We start from the raw sequence: 17,635 nt of genomic DNA, 5'->3' as shown, positions 1-17,635 counted from the left end.
AGGGCAACACCCCAGCATACAAGTTCTTTATGACCTTGTATCGTTACTTCATGTTTCCGTTGATGAATTTTTCTTACCTGCTAATAACTTGGTAAAAAGCACCCGACGATTACAGATAGAGAAATACATGGATAGCTTTACAGACAAAGAACTATCCTTAATGGAATCTTTAGCCAGCGGTATCAACGAAGCAAGAAACATCGAAGACTAATTAAAAGAATCCATACATAACGGAAAGAGCCGATAAAATGAGATTGTATTAATCTCATTTTATCGGCTCTGCGTCTTTGCGTCTGGCTCTGTAATCACAGTTACTTTGAACTGCTTTATTTCAATTAAATTTTCTTGTCTGCATTTCGGACAATAGAGGGGGAATTTTTTAATTCAGTATCTTCCCTTATCTTTAATCGTGTTTTATTTCCACATACAGGACACAATATCCACTTGTAGTTTATAATAACTATCTCCTCCTTTACACTTTAATTCAAATCTTTATTAAAAAATATTTCATCTTATTTAACAAGAAACCATATTTATATAACAACATAAAATACACTAAGTTATTTTATTGAACATATATCGTACTTTATCTATCCGACTATTTGGACGACGGGGCTGGCAAACAGGTTCACCGGTAGTAACATGGTACCCTTTTAACTCTGTTAAACAAACACTACGTCCATTTGTAAAGAAAGTTAAATCACTACGATATTCTTGAATACACCGAGCAGGGATTTCTCCACTAAGAATGACCTCATTATTTTTCAATTGAGTGTCTACGATGTTCGCACAATATTTAGGAGCATCGTTGTATGCTCGTGAAAGATATTCCTGTGGCGCATAAATTTTAAAACTAAGATATGGCTCTAACAATTCTGTTCCAGCTTTTTTTAAGACTTGTTCCAATACAATAGGAGCAAGCATCCGAAAATCTGCTGGGGTACTAACAGGGCTATAGTATAAGCCATACTTAAAACAGATTTTACAGTCCGTCACATTCCAACCATACAATCCTTGTTCACAGCCATAGCGTATCCCCTCCATAACTGCATTTTGAAACGATTGATTTAAGTATCCAAGAGAAACCGAGCTCTCATACTGTACTCCGCTCCCTAATGGAAGCGGTGCTACAGATAGACCAATGGAAGCCCAGAAAGGATTCGGTGGAACTTCGATGTGAATGGTATACTCTGCTTTTTTTAACGGTCTTTCCATATAAATGACTGTAGGCTCTTTTATTTCTATCTCCACATGATACTTTTCTTGCAGCAGAGCACAAGTCACTTCCATTTGTACTTTCCCTAAGAAAGAAAGTATGATTTCATGTGTCGCAGAATCCACATAATATCGCAGAAGCGGGTCACTGTCGGAGATTTCTAAAAGTGCATCAAGTAACATTTCCCTTTGTTGAGGTTTGCTCGGTTCAACAGTCGTTTGCAGCAGAGGGAGGGGATTTTCAATTCTCTCTCTCTGTGGCAATAGCTTTGTATCTCCAAGAACACTATTTAACTTCAAAAACTCATTCTGCAAAATAACAATTTCCCCGGAATAAGCCTTATCGATTTTACATAATTCACCATTTATTGAAGTATACATTTCTGTAATTTTTATTTTTTCCTTTTCCGATATTCTAACCGAATCTCGCAAATGCAGTACGCCACTATAAAGACGTATATATGCAAGACGCTGTCTTTTTTCCGAATACTCAATTTTGAAAACTTTTCCGCAAAGTTCAGACTGACCTCGATGTGTTGATGAATAAAATTTATTCGTAATCACTTCTATAAGGTTATCAATCCCTATATTGTTTTTTGCACTTCCGTGATAAACAGGGAACAGGGAACAATTATGAAATCTTATGCTTTCCTCTTGTTCGAGTTCTAATGCTTCCAATAATTTCCCAGACGTATATTTCTCCAAAAGGTAATCATTTCCTTCTATTACCATATCCCATTGTTCAGATTCGGTAAAGTTCATTACACGCATATTAGGATGCAGTTCTACCTTCTGTTTGATTACAATTTCCGCAGAAAGTTTCTCTTTAATATCCTGATAAACCGTTGATAAATCAATTCCATTTTGGTCAATCTTATTGATAAAAAAGATTGTGGGAATACCTATTTTCCTAAGTGCATGAAACAATATACGAGTTTGTGCTTGTACGCCATCTTTTGCAGAAATCAGTAGAATTGCCCCATCTAATACTGATAATGAACGATATACTTCTGCTAAAAAATCCATATGTCCTGGCGTGTCTATGATGTTTATCTTAGTATTTTTCCACTGAAAAGAGGTTATCGCCGTCTGAATTGTAATTCCTCTCTGACGTTCTAAAAGCGTATTATCCGTTTTCGTTGTACCTCTGTCCACGCTTCCTAATTCTGTAATCGCTCCACTGTTATATAATAAGCTTTCTGTTAAGGTAGTTTTTCCCGCATCAACATGAGCTAAAACTCCAATATTAATAATTTTCATGTGATTTTCCTCCATTCAAAAGCCCAAAAGGGCATAAAAATCCCAGTGATAAATACTCTTATCACTGGGATTTTTATGCATAACCATAGGCATACAAAGCATACAGATATTCTCCGGATACTTTAGAATCACATGATAAAGGTATTCTTAAACTGGGTACAAAAAACTAAGCCCTCCTAAAAAAGGACATCCAATTATTTGTTCCCACTATCAAATTGACAGTTTATTTAAGAATACCTTGCCGCATATTTATTAACTCCTTTTAAATAGATACTTAAATAATAGCACGTAAGAGCATATTTGTAAAGGAATCTCCAATTTTTTATCAAAGAGAGTACGTGATTACAAAATAGCTGTAATAATGTACCAATATTTGTTATTCTATAATCTTCCAATTACTCCCGTTCTTTTCAAGTACCAAATCAAATTGAGATACCTGCGTTGCTTTGGTCTGCTGGTCGATATACTCCACTGTCAGCGATACCGTGACTTGATTATCCTTACGATTGTGAATAGGATTTACCAGTTCTTGAAAGATGTACTCTTTTCCGATTGGTTTTAATATCCCGTCATTCACATAGTAGGAAAGTTCACTGGCTGTCGCTGTAGGATAGAGCTTGAAGAACGTCGTTAAAAACTCATTGATTTCATTGGTTGTAATGGAATCAACCGTCCCCTCACTTTCAATGGCTTTTGGTTTATAACTTGATTTCTTAGGTATGTTGGTAATGGTCGGATTCTTAACCAGTACCATATTTCCAGAACCATCTACATAGACACTCACTATATAAGCAGAGTGGACGGTCTTTGTATTTTCTCCCTCTGTAATGAGCTGGTCTACACTGTAGGTTACATTAAACTCATTGTCGCCAGTTGGCTCTACCGTCCATATCTGAAATCCTCTTACAGAAGACGATACAGGAATATCTTTGCGTACTGTATCAACATTGAGAGCTTGAAGTTCATCTGTCAGATAGCCTTTTAGACTTTCCATTCGATTATCAATGGACTTATCGGATTGCTCCCATGAATAGTAGACTTTCGCAAAGTTCTCTACAAAATTTTCTACATGATGAGTATCAACGTATTCCTTTTCTATGATAGTTGTTTCGTGAATAGTATGAGTATCTATAGCTGTAAAGTGCTTGAATATCGCAAAGCTGAAACTAAGCCCTAAAAGTACCCACAAGGCAATCACAACCTTTTTATGAGGATTGACCTTATAGTAGACACGAGGTTTCTTTTCCTTTGGTATCTGTTTTTCTTTATTCTGATTTTTTCTAAATTTCATCATTAAATCTTCCTTTCTCATTGTTTGATTCGTCCTGCTCCCACTAAATGCTGTTGCCAGTAGGGGCTTGTTAAGTCGGCATAACCGATTGGGTCGCCTGCATGAAACATACGGTTATTGCCAAGGTATATCCCAACATGAGTAATATAAGAGCCAGCGTTATAGGTAGAATGAAAGAAAACCAAATCGCCAGCTTGTGCTTCCGATAGTGGGATATGCTGGGTCACATCATATTGCTGTTGTGCGGTTCGTGGTAAGTTAATTCCAGCTTTTCCATACGTCCATTGTGTCAGTCCGCTACAATCAAAAGAAGTAGTCGGGGAAGCTCCACCGTAAACGTATCGCCAGCCCTCATATTTCAGTGCTTCGTCCATGATGGCTTGTACCGTATCATCATCAAACTCTGTTGTGACAAGATACTGCGTTACCAGTTGCACATAAAACATATTGCCATAGTTGTATCGCCAGCCCCCATTGATAGGTATGGCTATGGGATTGGGGTAAGACACTTTTTCGCCACCTGAATACTCTTTTGAGAAACTTTGAGCCAGTTCAAAGGTATATTTATTTCCACGATTAGCCACATACCCTAAGAAACCACCACCATAATTGTAGGACTGGATAACCGATTCTAAATCTACACTGAGCCTTTCGCTACTGGCTAATAATTCACTGAAATACTTCACACCTTGCTTAATGGATTCTTCTGTACTCAATGAATTAGGTGGAAGACCGAGGGATTCCGAGGACTGCATAACATCTTCCGCAGTACCGCCCGATTCCACCTGTATAATCGCAAGAAGTATGTTGACATATTCTTCAACGCCATATTCTTTGGCATATTTTTCTACCATAGGCTTATGAGCCAGCACTTCTGCGGAAACATTCACACCTCCATAATGAATATTGGAAATTCCGCTGTCCTGTTCATCTGAAAATAAAATGGCAACAAACAGAAGCAGTGAGAAGACCATCAAGAATAATCCAGAACCACCAATCACTAAAGTTTTCAACTTCATGGTTTCTTACCGACTTTCTTAATGGTGGCGGTTTTGATTGGTGGTCTACTTCTTGTATTTTGTAGTGGTACTCTTTGAACAGTAGACGGACGTTCTTTTGTGATTGGACGTTGTGAAGTTCTATCTGCTGTAGTGGTTGAAGTTGCTGGCTTTTGAACGGTTTTTTCTTGAACGGTATTGCCTTGGCGTTCCACTTTTGGACTTGAAAAATCGGACTTAACTGCTGGACGCTCTTGTTTGGCTTGTTGAGATTCCTTATATGAAGTCTGAATATTAGACTGTTTTGAGGTCTGTTCATCATGATATTGTTCTTGTCTTGTAGTCGGTCTTTCATGAACAGAAGAAGCAGGCTGTTTTTTTCTGTTTGACCTGTTCCATTTCAGAGCGACGCTTCGCAATGGTTTTTCGCCTTTGTTCCTGCTGTTCCTTGCGTCCACTGGCTCTGTCCGCTTTGGTTTGAGAAATACTACTGGTTAAATCACGGACATTCTCTTTTACTTTGGATTTTCCTTGATATACTGCATATCTTGCATTGGTCGGCAAATCTTTAACCTGTTCTTTCAAACCACTAGCAGTGTCTACCATTCTGTCTTTGGTATCAGCTACTGTACCGATGGTTTGACCGATACGTTTTCCAAGTGTTGATTTTTCCTTTCCGTCTGGTCGGGAGTGATCTGCTTGTGTCCTTGCAGAACTCCCCGAACCCGACTGTCCTTTTTTACCTGTAACAATGGCAGACCCAGCCCCTAGAGTAGTCATGGAACGTCCAAGTTTCCGCTGTAGACGGTGCATGTGAGCGTGCATAAGCATACGAGGTTTTCTCATCACACGACTTCCCACACTTTGAGAATCGTTACTCTGTAGAGAAAACATACTCATTAAATCGCCCAGCTTGAAGTAGATTCCTGCAAAGGTCACAATCTGTAGAAAAGCAATCAAAAAGAACGGATAACCAGCCGATAAGGTATAGAGCATGGTTGAAATACTAAATGCTGTCGTAATAATCAATGTGATTCCAGCTCGTGTCAAAATGGTATTAAAGAGCTTTGTTATGGCTCGTTTTGACATACCATCAAATGATGGAATCATGCTTAAAATAAAGCTCACAGGCAGAAACATAGCATAGATGATAAAAAGTACCTGCGAGAAAATCATGATTCCTGTTAATAGGAATACAAATATGGAAATCCCAATATTGAAGACAAATAGGAAGAAGACTGTACCTAAACGGTTAATGGTCTTTGTAATGGTTAGATTGGTATTGCTTCTGTCTTCAATTTCTTCCGCAACAATTTTTTCTCTGTCTTCGCCATTGTTGGAATCTGGGCTGGTGGAGAGCAGGCTTTCCACACGGTCAATACCGATACTTTCAATGTCTGAACTGTTGTATTGAAGCAGTAGCCACGGTTGCTGAACCTGTATGGAAAACAGGCTATCTCTGATTAAGTCCACGCTGTCCTTGCCTTGACTATCGGAATGGGGCATGACAATCTTCGTGCCAAGTGATAAACTGGCATTACTGATGTCTGATGAAAAGTCATTGATTTTTTTAATGTAGTCGGGAGCGTAGGCAATAAAGGAAGCCGATAGGATAAACACCAGCACAAAATTCATAATGGCATGAATTGCCTTTGTGGTTTCTCTCTTTATCAGTCCCGTATAGGCAACATAAACCCCAAGAACCAAAATCAAGAGTAAGAGGAATCCAACATAGAAACCCTCTGTTGAAAATCCGTTTGCACTCACACCAGCTAAGGTCTGCATATTCTTACCAATGGAATCTGCTGTAGCGGAAATGAAGTCTAAGGAATAGGCTTCCTGTACTAAGTAACCTGTCGCATTGGAAACATACAAACTGATTGTCCAAATAAAATTGGTAATGGCATATAGTCCATACATGACCTGTTTTCCAATCCCGTCCGACCAGTTCCACGGAAGCCAGCCCCAGCTATTATCCACATAAAAATCCAGTTGATAGTTTTCAAGTGGGTATCGGCTGTATTCATTTGCCACATTGACCGTATCATCTACCAAGCCCGCAGCTTGAACCACCGTTCCCAGCATGGCTAAAAGAAAAATGGCAATCACAAGTGTGAAAGCCACTGTCATTGCCACTTTACCTAGACGTTTCAGCGTCCAGTTTGATTTTATTCTGTTTACTATTGATGGTTTCACATTTACACCTCTTTTCGCACAGGTGGTCTGGTATCAAAGGCATGGAGCAGTTCTTCAAATACAGGGTGGAACTGTATCACACCGACACGACCATATAAATCACTGATAAGGCATTGCCCGTTTTCCAAATCACGCAATCGCTTCTGATTGTTTTCGTCCTCTGGGTCTACACCAAAAAAGGCTAAGGTCTTTTTAATCTCGTTAAGGTCAGTGGAACGAAATGCAAATTTTAAGCCGAGGTTATTTTTCAGTTTTTCATCTAAGAGGTCGTCTGTATTTTGGGTCACGAAATATACCCCAGCGTTCATAGCACGACCAGCCCGAACCAGCTTCATAGATAGTGTTTTTCCTTGTGCTACCTGTAAAAAGCTCCATGCTTCGTCTAAATCTACAATCTTGAAAATGCTTCGGTCTGTATGGATAAAGTCTAAAGCAAAGGTACTAATGACAATCAGCATAGCAACGGATAAAAGCTCCATAGTGGTATATTCCTCAAAGGAAGTTTCCTTGTCGGGAAGTACCAAGTCCGCAACCTGTATAATGTTCAGTTGTTTTTCTAAGCTGATAGACTGCTCCACATAACCATTACTGAATAATAAATGTGCAAAGTCATAGTCTGTAAAACTTTCGATATGGTCGGCTATACTGGTACTTAGTGGCGTATTCTCAACCCGTAATTCCTCAATCACTTTCATCAACCCTCGTACTTCACTATTGGTTACTGCACGAATGGCTTTTCTAAGGATTGGGAAGCGTTCCCCATCACGAGAGGAAATCCCCGTAAGGAATGTCAGAATATCAATAGCCAGTGATTCAGAATCTTTGGGATTTTTCATAATCACATAAGGGTCAAGTAAGCCTTTGTTTTTCTCATCAGAAGTCAGAGTGACGATATTGATTTCATGGGAAATCTCTGGCAAGGTTTCTTTCCATCTGCCACGTTCTGCTTTTGGGTCTACAATCACTGCTTGTGCCCCATAAAGCACCGCATAATAGACGATAAGGTTATTCGCAAAGGATTTACCACCACCCAGCGAACCAACAAAAGCCGACGCTAACGCATTGGTTACTGAACCCTTAACCCCTTGACTGGCAAGAGCAGGTTTCAGATAGACATTGCGTCCAGTATCTAAGCTGTAGCCAACATAAATCCCCTCATTTTCCCCCAGCATTTGAGTAGCACCAAAACCTAAACCAGCGAGGAAATCAGAGGTCACGTATTGAATATAATCATTCATATAACGCTTGCTGGCAGGTAAAAATTCTTCATGTAAGCCGAGCATATCCCCAAATGGTCGTACCAGTTTTACGCTTAAATCGTCATAAAAATCTTTCACTTCATTACAACGACGTTTGAGTTCGTCAAGATCATTTGCTGATACCCTTACCACATAAGACAGCTTGTACATAGATTCCTTGCTTTGGTCTAAATTGGTTTCCAGCTCATTCACACTTTCCAGAGCTTCCGCCACATTGGAGCTGGTTTCATTATCACTTTGCCAAGCGTGGTTATCCAAGTCTTTCAGTTCTTTCTTTTTATTGCGGACAGTAGATAGGGCTTTACGATTCGCTACAATTTCCACATTCATTGACGTATCAATCGGGAATGTAAATTGCTGTTGCTGGTAGTAGAAGATTTCAGAGGACGGGAAGTCCAGTTCTCCGACAATGCTGTTAATGGTAAAGTAAGCTACATAGACGGTTTCATCTTCCTGCTGGATTTTCAAATATCGCTGTTTTTCTTCCACCAAACAGCGAGTAGGCTTAATCAAGTCATAGTATTTAATCAGCGTTTCATTATCCAGCTTTTTCTTTGATAGATGGTACTCATACTCTTCATAGGCAGTGCCTGTCTGTCCGTAAAGGTGTTCAATCAGATAGCCGAAGTCATCCTTATCTAACCTGCGGATTTTGAAACGACGAGAGATTTTATTTTCTAAGAGCTTTTCCATCTTCTGAAAACGCAGGATTTCATCATTACTCATACTAACAAAATCGCCCATCAGCTTATGGTTCACATCATAGACAAAATCAGACAAAGCATTTTTTGCTTCAACGGTAAGACTTTTCATAGAAAACTCCTGATCGTTGAGAAGCAACTTAAAGCCGATAAAGAAACGGTAGTTCACTTGATTTTCGCCAATCATGGATATTAAAGCGTCTGTCTGTTGGTCGATTTTGTCATAGGCAACCGCTTTGAGCTTGCCAGTGACTTCATTTTTGGAACGCTCTTGTGCAGAACGTATGCTGGATTCTGTACTGATTTGTAAAGCATGAATTTTGCCATCACGATTTTGTGCGATAAGCTGTCTGAAAGAATCATGCACTTGTATTTTCTGTTCTGGACTTAGAAATGAGTAATTGTAAGGAACAAGCTCATAGTAAGCATAACATTCCCCGTCTTTATTCCAGACGAGATTGTTTTCAATGTATTTAATTGGATATGCCATAAAATTCACTCCTAACTGCTGTAATGGCTTCTTGTGGCTGGTTTCTGCCAAGCGTTACTTTTTTTCCTGCATAGGTCAGCTTTGGTCGCAGTGCATAAGCAATGACAGACTTCAAAAATCCATAAGGCTTTTTACCATCAAAAGTTTTTGTAGACATAAACCATGTGAAAGCCACAGGAATCCCAAAGTATTTGAGAAATGCTCCCTCTATCATGGAAAGAGGGGGCAAGTTGCCAAGTATCATCACTGCAAAGAGTGACACGACAAACCATGTCATTTGCGTAAAGGTTATGGGAAACGGAAGTCTAAAATCATTGATAGAATACAGTACCTTTTCCACAGACCAGATACTGGTATAGCTTCGTATTTTCTTCATGTAATCAATCCTTTCATAAAAAATAGGGGTAGCTGATTGAGCCACCCCGTAAAATAGAAAATCTGCCAGTAGTAATGTACCGACAGATTTAATAGACGATTTCAAAAATCCCATGATTGGTTGAGATAAACGTTCCTGAAAGGTCTAAATCCCGACCATAGGCTTGATAATCAATATAGTTTTGAAGACTAGCTGGTACTTCGCCTAAAGCACCCGTTTCTTCAATGTAGTAGCGTGCCACGTCATACATATCATCACAATCGGAATGAATGATAATATCCTCTTGATGTTCGCTTAGTTCTTCAATGCTTGAAAAATGAGTGAGCAGAGCAGATAGCTCCGATTGTAATTCTTCGGGTAATTCCGATACCATTTCCCATAGTCGATTGAGTTCGCCAATGGAAGTGTATTCGTCAACCGTAAAGGGTAACTCGTAGTCATGAATGGCGTATTCCTCATATTCATCATTCAAGCCGATTTTCTCTTTGACTTCCTCAAAGTCAATGGGAAAGGTAAACCACGCACCGACCAATTCGCCCTCATTGTATTTGCCTAAATTCGCAATATAGACTTGCATATCGTCCATATATTCACGTCCTTTCTTTGTAGAGATTCAAAAATCCCTACCGCACTTCGTTTGGTGTACCATTCCTTTGCGGAACATAAGAAAACCACTTATATTCCACAAAAGAACGGTTTTATTTAAGCACCAATAATGCGATTGAATAGCTCTAGTAAAATGTCTTTTACTCCAGCAGCGTTGAAGACTAAGCCAACCGCAATAATCGCAATAATTAAAAAGCCAATCAGTTTGCTAAACTCACGCTTGAAGCCAAGATACAAGCCAATCACAACGATTGCTAAAAGCACCAGTGATTGAGCGTTTGATAGAAACCAGTTATAAAGGTTTTGTCCAAAATTCATAAAAATGTTCTCCTCTCTATATTCAATGAATTTGTATTTGAGTTATTTTTTTGTTGTTATCACGTCCTGTTCTTTTACTGACTGTTGCTTCAAAATCTGCTTGTGTCGGTCTGTCAGTTTCGCATGGTCGAGAATGTCTTTTACAACCTGCGTCTGGTTGATTTCATCAAGTTTAATCGCAACCTTTAAGGTCGGGGCAACTTGATGAGATAGCCAGTTCAGCGTCCTTTGGAAGGAGTAAGGCTCTGGTTTTGTGGTTAGTTTTAATCGTTCACGATTGTTCCCAATAAACCAAGCCCATTCTTCATTCAGTTTCCAATCAGAACGAGGTTTGGAATCGTCTTTATCTACAAAACGGATATACCGATTGATAATTTTAAAGGCGGTATGCTCTGGATTGTCATAGACGAGTAAATCACGGACTGCATAATAGGCACGCTCATTTTTCAATCGAATCTCAAAACGGTTTTTTACTTCTGCGTCTTCAATGGGAATATCATTTTTCTTGTACTGCTCGTAGTCCTTTTCATAGATACAGAAATAAACTTCACTTTGTAATGAACCGATATAGAGGGTGTTTCCCATACATTCCTTTTCCTCTTTGCGTACCAGTTCGCCACTGCGATAGCTTTTAAAACTGCGGAAGACGGAGATACATTCTTCCTGTTGGCACTTTTCAGTGAGTACAGGGATATTCAAAATCCCTGTCTTATCGTTAATGGCAAGGTCAAGGCGTTTCATCACACCGCCAGCCACCAAAACGTCCATAAAGAACTCATACCAGCTTCTTTGTTGTGCCAGAAGATAGCTTTCAAATTGTCTGCACCCACGACCTTTCAATTCCACCAGAACTCCTTTGTCCAGTTCATGGGAGCAAAGGACGAATATGTCGCCTAAAGCATAATGCTCTGAATAAGAATAGAAACCATAGTCCTCATGAAGAAAATAGGACAGTTTCAGTTGTAAGATGTTTTCGACCACCTGCTGTACGTCTGTTGTCGGAAAGCGAATCCTTACATAATCAAACAGCATTTCAAGGGGAGCGTCGGGATTGAAGCGTTCCAGAGCTTCCCAAAGGGACTGCTGTAAATCCTCTGATGGCTTGACTTTTCCTGTTTCAATATCGCTTAGATACTGCCTTGTAATACCAGTCGCAACAGCTAAACGGTTTTGAGATAGTCCATAAGCCAAGCGTTTTTCTTTTAAATGCTGTAACCAAGTTTGTTCATTCAGTAAAAATCCCTCCAATCAAAAAGGCGTATGTCAACTTTTAAAGCCCATTTGACATACGCTGAAATTTTGTAAATCCCTTGTAACCAAAGGATTTTCTAATGTTTTTTTGACTGTTTCCTGTCGATTTGTACCCCCCTGTTAGATACGGGGGGTTAAGTGCTGGCGTGGCTATTGCCACACCAGCCAGCAAGATCAGTCCACACCTGCGACTTCCGCTTCGCACGTCGCCTGCGTGGACTGTCTGCTGTTGGATAACTTTTTAATTTCCTCCAAGAAATCATATCCTTTTGGTACAAGGGGAGTATAAAACTCTGATATGACACTTGTTCCTACATCAACATAGCCACGACCTTTGATTCGCTTTAAGAAGAAATCCTTTTGTACGTCACTGCCAAACATCATGCCATAGCCCATTTCAGACATACGACCTAAAGCCACTCTGAAATTAAACTGATCACGGATTCCGTCGCCTAAATATTTTGCGTCTGGACGTTGACAAGCCAGTATTAGAAAGAAGCCAGCTTGACGACCTAACATGACAATCTGTTTCAGCTTATTCATAACTGCGGTGTTTTCTTTTGTTCCCAGCATTTCCATGAAAGCGACGTATTCATCAAAGATTAAGAAGTGTGCCGGGAGACCTAAGTAAGCATAATTTTTGCCAGTCTTATAGTTCTTCATCTGCTTCATTTCCTCACTACGTTTCATCATTTCTTCATAGAATGTTTCAATGCAAGAAAGCAAGTCTTCTTTTCTATAGTAGACATTTGCCATCACAGAACCTAAGTCCGCAAGGTCAGCATTTTTCGGGTCAAGAATATACAGTTTTGAATCTGTATGAAGCAAGGCTTCAATCAGTGTCAGTATAAAGTAAGTTTTACCGCCACCTGTACCACCAGCAATCAACATATGAGGGAGCTTATCATATTCCCACCATACGTTTTTCATTAAGCGAAGTTTACCATCTTTAGCTTCTACTTCATCAATAGAAATACGACTGGCTATGGTGTCATAGAGCAAAGTATATTCCACATAGGAATCCTTTAACTCTTTATCCGTCAGCTCACAGTACAAGCCACTCTCTAATTTCTTTTCCAAGTGTAAGAGTTGGTCTTGATATTTTCCCAGCGTGATTTCCACCCGTATCTGTATCAAGCCATTTTTAAGTCGATAATACATTTTAGGGAAGTAGGTTATCTTTTCCTTTGTACGACCAGCACTATCTTTAAAGAAACCCTCTGTTTTGACCTGTTCAGATTCATACCACTTGTTTTCAAGTATCATCTTTGCCAGTTTTTGACGGTGGTAAAGTTGTTTAACCGTATCATAGCGAACCCGTTTGAATACAAACGCTACCAGCAAGCAGATAAGAATTGCGACACTGAAACTGATAATTAAATAGGGAATGTCAATCTTATCTGCTTGTGATAGGTTAAAATCCTGCCAGTTGATCTGCTGGATTGTCTTCACATGAAACAGTCCGACAACCAGCAGGAAAACAGGCAGGAGTGACGCTATCGTAAAATGAAAGACTAAATCTTTACCAGATGGGCGAATCCTTTTACCACGCTGTTTCATGCGAAAAAGTCTCCTTTCTACCTAGCGACTATTTGTCTTGTGTCGGTTCTTTCTTTGCTTGTGGTTGAGCTTTGAATGAACTAGAATCCTTTGTCAGCACAATATCGTCTGCCTTGATATACCAGTCAACATCTGCTCCTTGATAGGTGGCAGTAGCAACGGTGTCCGCAATGGGATTGATAAGTTCCACCCGTGCGTTATAATCAAACTCTTTCAAAGGCACGCTGGCAGGAATACTTACTTGAATCATGCGTCCTTGTCCTTTGGATTTTAAGTCATAGGTACGTTCCTTGATTTCATCTGAAACCGACCCGTCTTCATTTTGGATTCTCACTTCACGACGTAGAGCAGAGAATTTCAATTCTCCAAAAGTCGTGTCTTTATCTAATACAATGCCATTTGCTAATCTCATCATTTTTCCTCTCTTTCTTTATTCTTTTATCATGTCGTCAGCATGTAAAAGGTAATTTGTAAAACCACGAGTGCCGATTTTGTAGCCCTCTGCGGTAATACGTGGATTGACTAACTTCACACGTTCCTCAAAGCCGAAATGTTTTTCGCCAGCTTCAGCAGGAAGCACCACCACAATATCATCTGCTCTTTGAACATCAGAATAGAGATTATAGCTTCTTGATAAGACAGTTAGCCGTCCGTTGATTCTTCGCTGAACGACTTTATCCTCGCCAGCAAATTCTAAATTGCCGAATGTTTTTTCCATGTTGGGAATCACAAATTTAAGTTCCATATTTTTACCTATCCTTTCTTTTTTATTGGCTGAATGAATGTTTGATGGTCTTAAAGAGTGGGGAACGACCTTTTGATTCTTGATTTTTTGTTTTCATAAGTTCACTTCCTTTCAAAATCGGGTAAAAAAATAGACACCTCATTTTTTGAAGTGTCTACCTATTAAATATTCAAATTTTATTGGAAGTATCTTTATATCTTCACTTTTCAAGGATAAATCGTCGTATCAAAGCTCATTCATAAGTAGTAAATTAGTAGTAAATTGAGTGGTTTTGACCTTGATAAAGTGTGATAAGTCCAGTTTTTATGCGGATAACTAGATTTTTATGCTATTTTTAGTAGAAAAAAAAATGAATACTCCGGATTCTTAGCTCTTATTTAACTATAACCCATGGACGATTTTTCTCCCATACAACGGATACATCAATACCAAATACATCGCTTAGGATTTCATCTGTTAAGATATCCTTTTTCTTGCCTTTGTACACAATAAGACCATCTTTAATAATAGCTACATGTGTAATACTGGGCATAATTTCTTCGATCTGATGAGAAACATAAATAAATGGCTTTTTCTCATCCCTCGCCATGCTCTCTACTGTTTTTAAAAATTGTTCACGAGCAGGCAAATCAAGACCTGAACAAGGCTCATCCAATATAAGTAAATCTGGATTTGCCATAATAGCACGAGCTAATAATACACGACGTTGTTCACCAACAGACAAGGTTGAGAATTTATGACCTTCCAAATAGGAAATTTTAAACTCTGCCATCAATTCAGCTGCCTTCTTACGTTGTTCATCTGTAACATCTTTATACACACCAATAGTATTAAATGCACCAGATAGAACAACATTCTCCACTAATTGTCGATCCAATGTAGATTGAAATTGACCTAATGTGGCACTTACAAAGCCTAGACGATTTTTAATCTTTACCCATGCATATTTACCAAATTCATGACCAAACACTCGCAATGAACCTGTTGTAGGAATTTGGTATGCCGGAATCATACTGAGCATTGTCGATTTACCAGCTCCATTTAGGCCTAATAAAGCCCAATTCTCCCCTTCTTCAATATGCCAATGTATGCCTTTTAAAATTTCTCGGCCTTCACGACGAAACTTGACGTCTTCATAATGGAGTAATTCACTACTCACACAATCATCTCCTAAATTTTTTCACCACGGCTCATTGCTGTAATGCCAGTTTTGGCAATTTCAAGGACACCATAAGTTTCCATAATTTGAATGAAGCCGCGCAATTTTTCTACGCTACCAATGACTTCAATAATCATAGAAGTAGGAGAAATATCGAGCACATTGCCACGATATACATCGGCAATTTGTACAATTTGAGATCGTGTTGCAGCAGTTGCTTTTACCTTAATAAGCATTAACTCTCGGCATACTACATCATGATTTTCAAAAACTTTAACTTTAACAACATCAATGAGCTTGTAAATTTGTTTTTGAATTTGATCTAAGATGCGATCATCCGCCTCAACGGTGAGGGTAATACGAGCATAGCCTGGTGTATTTGTAATACCAGATGTCATCTTTGTAACATTAAAACCACGACGGTTAAAGAGTGCCAATATACGTGCACCAATGCCTGCTGTATTTTTTGCAATTACTAAGACTTGATGTTCTCTCACCATTATAGCACCCCTTTCTTGCCCATCATACCGCTTACAGTACCGCCAGCTGGAATCATCGGCAATACATTATCTTCTCTTGCTACACGACAATCCAAGATGATACTTTCATCAGACGTAATGAAAGATTTAAATTCTTTATTGAAATCCTCTACATTGTCGATACGAGCGGCTTTCAAATCAAAGGCATCTGCCAATTTCAAGAAGTCTGGACTCACTTCCAAATCTACATAGGAATAACGGCGAGCATTAAAGATTTGTTGCCATTGACGAACCATGCCAAGGTAACCATTATTAATGATAACAATCTTAATTGGTAAATTATATTGGCGAACCATCATGAGCTCTTCAAAGGTCATTTGGAATCCACCATCACCAACAACAAGGATAACTTGTTTATGAGGTGCCCCCACTTGAGCCCCAATGGCTGCTGGTAAACCATAGCCCATGGTACCTGCACCACCAGATGTAACAATGGTATGAGGTTTTTTATGAGTTAAGAATTGAGCCGCCCACATTTGATGTTGGCCTACGTCAGTTACGATAACTGCATCCTCTTTAGCAATCTTGTTAAGTTCAGATAATACGTATTGTGGATGTAATACACCATCTTTAGATTCAGGAATTACCATAGGATATTCCTCTTGCCATTCACGAATTTGTGCAATCCACGCTTCATGAGTTGTAGGCTCCACAAGTGCATTGAGTTCCGTTAAAACTCGCTTCAAATCACCTACGATTGGCACATTAATAGTAACGTTTTTATCAATTTCAGCTGGATCAATATCGATATGAATAATTTTAGCTTTTTTACAAAAGAAATCAGGATGACCAGTAATGCGGTCGTGGAAACGAATACCTGCAGCAATAACTAGATCTGCTTCTTCTGTACAGTTATTAGCCGCTACAGATCCATGCATACCGACCATACCAAGAGCCAACTCATGATTACCTGGGAAGCCACCTAAACCTACCAATGTATTAGTTACAGGAATTTGAGCCTTTTCTGCTAATTCCTTTAACTCATCCATAGCTCCAGATTTCAATACACCAGCACCGGCAATAATAAGCGGACGCTTCGCATTTTTAATAAGAGTAGCCGCTTTCTTAATTTGACCTTGATGACCTTTATATGTTGGATCATACCCTTCAAGGTGAATAGGTACTTCGTACAATTTATTGTATTCTGCCATGGATATTTTTTCTGTTTGAATATCCTTTGGAATATCAATGAGAACAGGACCTGGACGGCCTGTACCAGCAATAAAATATGCTTCTTTAATGATGCGAGGTAAATCTCGAATATCTTGAACAAGGTAGTTATGTTTTGTAATCGGCATAGTAATACCTTGGATATCTGCTTCTTGGAAGGAGTCCTTACCAATAAGAGCTCTACCTACCTGACCAGTAATCGCCACCATAGGTACCGAATCCATATAAGCAGTCATGATTCCGGTTACAAGATTGGTTGCACCAGGACCAGAGGTAGCAAGACATACGCCTACTTTACCAGATACGCGTGCATAACCATCCGCTGCATGTGCTGCACCTTGTTCATGACGAACAAAATAATGTTTAATTTCAGGGAAGCTATAAATTTCATCATAAATTGGAATTACCGCACCACCTGGATAACCAAACATGTCAGTTACACCTAGGCGATGCAATGTTTCAAGGACAATGCGTGCCCCATTGATTGTTTCTGCGCTCATA

16 protein-coding genes and 3 pseudogenes are annotated in these 17,635 nt (G+C 39.3%); 1 reads left to right on the top strand and 18 read right to left on the bottom strand.

Annotated elements, in window-relative coordinates; all coding sequences use genetic code 11:
• Positions 1 to 211 (top strand): annotated as a pseudogene (locus RWP19_RS06610) (XRE family transcriptional regulator); the annotation flags it as partial.
• 59 nt (positions 212 to 270) lie between these two features.
• On the opposite strand, the pseudogene RWP19_RS06605 reads toward RWP19_RS06610, so the two are convergent.
• The 18 genes and pseudogenes from RWP19_RS06605 to ilvB form a co-directional block, all read right to left on the bottom strand.
• Positions 271 to 437: pseudogene (locus RWP19_RS06605) on the bottom strand (cysteine-rich KTR domain-containing protein).
• A 118-nt stretch (positions 438 to 555) separates the two neighbouring features.
• Positions 556 to 2,475 carry a tetracycline resistance ribosomal protection protein Tet(M) gene (tet(M), locus tag RWP19_RS06600; RefSeq protein ID WP_002414694.1) on the bottom strand — a complete coding sequence of 640 codons (1,920 nt, stop codon included), beginning with the start codon at positions 2,473 to 2,475 and terminating at the stop codon, positions 556 to 558.
• A gap of 15 nt (positions 2,476 to 2,490) precedes the next feature.
• Positions 2,491 to 2,607 carry a tetracycline resistance determinant leader peptide gene (locus RWP19_RS06595; protein WP_001814923.1) on the bottom strand — a complete coding sequence of 39 codons (117 nt, stop codon included), beginning with the start codon at positions 2,605 to 2,607 and terminating at the stop codon, positions 2,491 to 2,493.
• Between the two features lie 244 nt (positions 2,608 to 2,851).
• On the bottom strand, positions 2,852 to 3,787 hold the full coding sequence (locus tag RWP19_RS06590) for a conjugal transfer protein (RefSeq protein ID WP_001224320.1): 936 nt from the start codon (positions 3,785 to 3,787) through the stop codon (positions 2,852 to 2,854).
• Complete coding sequence (locus RWP19_RS06585; RefSeq protein WP_000769868.1) at positions 3,784 to 4,785, bottom strand: lysozyme family protein; 1,002 nt, start codon at positions 4,783 to 4,785, stop codon at positions 3,784 to 3,786. Before RWP19_RS06585 ends, RWP19_RS06590 begins: the two co-directional genes overlap by 4 nt.
• Positions 4,782 to 6,960: pseudogene (locus tag RWP19_RS06580) on the bottom strand (CD3337/EF1877 family mobilome membrane protein). The gene RWP19_RS06585 and the pseudogene RWP19_RS06580 overlap by 4 nt, the downstream one beginning before the upstream one ends.
• 2 nt (positions 6,961 to 6,962) lie before the next feature.
• Positions 6,963 to 9,410 carry an ATP-binding protein gene (locus RWP19_RS06575; protein WP_000331160.1) on the bottom strand — a complete coding sequence of 816 codons (2,448 nt, stop codon included), beginning with the start codon at positions 9,408 to 9,410 and terminating at the stop codon, positions 6,963 to 6,965.
• On the bottom strand, positions 9,394 to 9,786 hold the full coding sequence (locus RWP19_RS06570; protein WP_000723888.1) for a conjugal transfer protein: 393 nt from the start codon (positions 9,784 to 9,786) through the stop codon (positions 9,394 to 9,396). The genes RWP19_RS06575 and RWP19_RS06570 overlap by 17 nt, the downstream gene beginning before the upstream one ends.
• 88 nt (positions 9,787 to 9,874) lie before the next feature.
• Entirely contained in the window at positions 9,875 to 10,372 is a 498-nt protein-coding gene (locus RWP19_RS06565; RefSeq protein WP_000342539.1) for an antirestriction protein ArdA, read from the bottom strand.
• A gap of 116 nt (positions 10,373 to 10,488) precedes the next feature.
• The gene (locus RWP19_RS06560) at positions 10,489 to 10,710 is read right to left on the bottom strand and encodes a hypothetical protein (RefSeq protein WP_001009056.1); all 222 of its coding nucleotides are present in this window, start codon (positions 10,708 to 10,710) and stop codon (positions 10,489 to 10,491) included.
• Between the two features lie 42 nt (positions 10,711 to 10,752).
• The gene (mobT, locus tag RWP19_RS06555; protein ID WP_000398284.1) at positions 10,753 to 11,958 is read right to left on the bottom strand and encodes a MobT family relaxase; all 1,206 of its coding nucleotides are present in this window, start codon (positions 11,956 to 11,958) and stop codon (positions 10,753 to 10,755) included.
• 22 nt (positions 11,959 to 11,980) lie between these two features.
• On the bottom strand, positions 11,981 to 12,133 hold the full coding sequence (locus RWP19_RS06550; RefSeq protein WP_000879507.1) for a hypothetical protein: 153 nt from the start codon (positions 12,131 to 12,133) through the stop codon (positions 11,981 to 11,983).
• Between the two features lie 2 nt (positions 12,134 to 12,135).
• Complete coding sequence (locus RWP19_RS06545) at positions 12,136 to 13,521, bottom strand: FtsK/SpoIIIE domain-containing protein (protein WP_000813488.1); 1,386 nt, start codon at positions 13,519 to 13,521, stop codon at positions 12,136 to 12,138.
• Positions 13,522 to 13,549: 28 nt separating this feature from the next.
• Entirely contained in the window at positions 13,550 to 13,936 is a 387-nt protein-coding gene (locus tag RWP19_RS06540; protein WP_000985015.1) for a YdcP family protein, read from the bottom strand.
• Between the two features lie 15 nt (positions 13,937 to 13,951).
• Complete coding sequence (locus RWP19_RS06535; RefSeq protein ID WP_000420682.1) at positions 13,952 to 14,266, bottom strand: YdcP family protein; 315 nt, start codon at positions 14,264 to 14,266, stop codon at positions 13,952 to 13,954.
• Positions 14,267 to 14,639: 373 nt separating this feature from the next.
• Positions 14,640 to 15,425, bottom strand: a complete 786-nt coding sequence (locus RWP19_RS06530) for an ABC transporter ATP-binding protein (protein ID WP_295259648.1) — start codon at positions 15,423 to 15,425, stop codon at positions 14,640 to 14,642.
• A gap of 11 nt (positions 15,426 to 15,436) precedes the next feature.
• Positions 15,437 to 15,925, bottom strand: coding sequence for an acetolactate synthase small subunit (ilvN, locus tag RWP19_RS06525; protein ID WP_314356958.1), 489 nt, complete (start codon positions 15,923 to 15,925; stop codon positions 15,437 to 15,439).
• Positions 15,925 to 17,634: a biosynthetic-type acetolactate synthase large subunit gene (ilvB, locus tag RWP19_RS06520; protein ID WP_314356956.1), complete on the bottom strand. Its 1,710-nt coding sequence runs from the start codon at positions 17,632 to 17,634 to the stop codon at positions 15,925 to 15,927. Before ilvB ends, ilvN begins: the two co-directional genes overlap by 1 nt.
• Between the last annotated feature and the right edge of the window lies 1 nt (position 17,635).

It is taken from the genome of uncultured Veillonella sp. (assembly GCF_963522475.1).
GTDB lineage: Bacteria > Bacillota > Negativicutes > Veillonellales > Veillonellaceae > Veillonella.
The sequence above is the reverse complement of the archived record's forward strand: the minus strand, read 5'-3'. Positions and strand labels throughout refer to the sequence as shown.